Raw genomic sequence first — 2,312 nt, forward strand, 5'->3', positions numbered from 1 at the left:
CCCGCAAAAAGCGAAGCCCGTCAACGTGTTGACGGGCTTTTCCGGAAAGACGCGGGTTCGAACCGCCGCCAGTTGATAACCGCCAATCGCTAGCTGCCAAGCGTCGGCTGCGCTGCTCTGTGCGGCACCCTCGACAGCAGCGGCCCCAGCCCTTCGGCGAAAGTCAGGTGCGAGATAACCGCGTCCCGAAGCTTCTGATACGGAAGTGCTGCAAGCATCGCGGTTTGCACCGCGGCCATCACTTCTCCCGCCTCCGCGCCGAGCATCGTGAAACCGACGATACGATCATCGTTCGCATCGACGAGCACCTTCATGAAGCCGTGCGCTTCGTCGGTCGCTTCGGTGCGGAGCACGTTGCTCATCGGCAGGGTTGCGACGCGGACCGCAATGCCATTGCGTTGCGCATCGCTTTCGTTCAATCCCACCCGGGCGAGCGGCGGATCGGTGAAAAGCGTGTACGGAATCAGTCGATCGGTTGTCGACCGGTTTGCTCCGGCCATGTTGTCGCGCACGATTCTGAAGTCGTCCACCGATACATGGGTGAACTGGGGGCTGCCCGCCACTTCGCCGATTGCCCAGACGTTCGGTACGGAAGCCCGTAACCGGTCGTCGACGCGAATGTAGCCGCGTTCGTCGAGCTCTATGCCCGCGTGCTCCAGACCGATCCCGGCCGTGTTCGGAATGCGGCCCAACGCGACCAGGATGTCGCTGCCATCGATCGTCTGCTCGCCTGACGCGGTGCGCAGCGCGATGCGCACTTGCGTTCCGGAGTGGCCTTCCACATTGATCGCTTCAGCATTCACCACGACATCGATACCCTCGGCGCGCAGAATACGCAGCATCTCATCGCTCACGTCCGCGTCTTCGCGCGCCATCAAACGGGCATTGCGCTCGACGATCGTCACGCGGCTGCCGAAGCGGCGATACGCCTGCGCCATTTCGATGCCGATATAGCCGCCACCGAGCACGATCAGATGCGACGGCGCGTAGTCGAGCTCGAGCGCGCCGATATGAGTCAGCGGTTGCGCTGCGCGGAGTCCCGGCACATCGGGAATCGCCGCATGGGTGCCGGTATTCACCACGACCCGGTTGCCGCTCAACGTGCGTGTGCCGCCGTCGTTCAGTTGCACCTCGATCGTCCTCGGCGCGGCGAAGCGGCCGGTTCCCATGATCAGTTCAGCGCCGCTCGATGCATAAGCGTCGATATGAAACGATGCTTCTCTTTCGACCATTCCGCGCTTGCGCTCGCGCACCTTTGCCATGTCGACGGTCACGGGACCCGTCGTCATGCCGAAGTCCGCTGCATGTCTGGTCAGATGCGCGACACGCGCGCTCCAGATTTCATTCTTGCTGGGCAAACAGGCGACCGCAGGGCACGAGCCGCCTACCCATTGCCGTTCGACCACGGCGACGCGTTGCCCCGAGCGCGCCAGATGCCACGCGAGCAGCTTGCCGCCCTGACCACTGCCGAGAATCAATGTGTCGAAATGTTCTACTTCTGACATGACATCCTCCAAATGACTGAATGACCTGAAAGTTCGTGTGTGCGCGACCGGCGGCGAGCGGCGGCATGTTGCCGACCTGTGCCTGCGCTCGCCGGCGCGCTGTTACTTGACCGGCGGAAAGTCGACGTCGGTATCGTTGATGCGGTTGAACGTGTTGGTGAAAATGGTCATCGCGATCGTCAGCGAGATCTCCGCCAGTTGCGTGTCGGTATAGCCGGCCGCGCGAATCGCCGTGACCTCGCTTTCGCTGATCGTGCCGCGCGTGGTCTGCAACAGCAGCACGAAGTGAATGAGCGCGTCGCGTCGCGTGTCGCCGGTGGCCTGGCCTGCGCGAATCTGCCTGAGCGTTTCCGGCGACAGGCCCGTCAGCTTGCCGAGCATCGCGTGCGCGGCCACACAATAGTCACAACCCGTCTGTTCGCTCACGAGCAGCTTGATGGTTTCCAGATCCTGCTTGCTCAGACTGCTGGAGGCGAGCGCGCCTTCCGCATCCAGCGCGGCGTTCAACGTTGCGGGCGCCAGATGCCCTAGCGCCGCGAACAGATTCGGCACGCTGCCGCCGGCGATTTTGCGAACCCGTGCGTAGACATCGGCAGTGGCGCCAGTGGCGTTCGTAACAGCGGGGATAGCGATGCGGCTCATGGTTCACCTCATTCGGTGGTGGTTAGGAGCCTCCACTTTAGAGTTGCGGCATGATCCTGTTGAGTCTTAAGATTGCCAATATCATGCTCAAAAGTATCAAGCGCGAGTAGGTCCGCGTACACCCGAGGTTAAGCCCGAGGTTAAATATGTCACCCCCACTCGATT

2 protein-coding genes are annotated in these 2,312 nt (G+C 62.1%); both read right to left on the minus strand.

The features are described from left to right. Nucleotides 1–89 precede the first annotated feature (89 nt). Nucleotides 90–1,505 (minus strand): mercuric reductase, encoded by a 1,416-nt coding sequence (locus VGH68_RS29910; RefSeq protein WP_331607358.1) that lies wholly within the window; start codon nucleotides 1,503–1,505, stop codon nucleotides 90–92. Nucleotides 1,506–1,607: 102 nt separating this feature from the next. After that, nucleotides 1,608–2,147: a carboxymuconolactone decarboxylase family protein gene (locus VGH68_RS29915; RefSeq protein ID WP_331607359.1), complete on the minus strand. Its 540-nt coding sequence runs from the start codon at nucleotides 2,145–2,147 to the stop codon at nucleotides 1,608–1,610. Between the last annotated feature and the right edge of the window lie 165 nt (nucleotides 2,148–2,312).

Source organism: Paraburkholderia sp., assembly GCF_036488505.1.
In the GTDB taxonomy this organism is placed as follows: domain Bacteria; phylum Pseudomonadota; class Gammaproteobacteria; order Burkholderiales; family Burkholderiaceae; genus Paraburkholderia.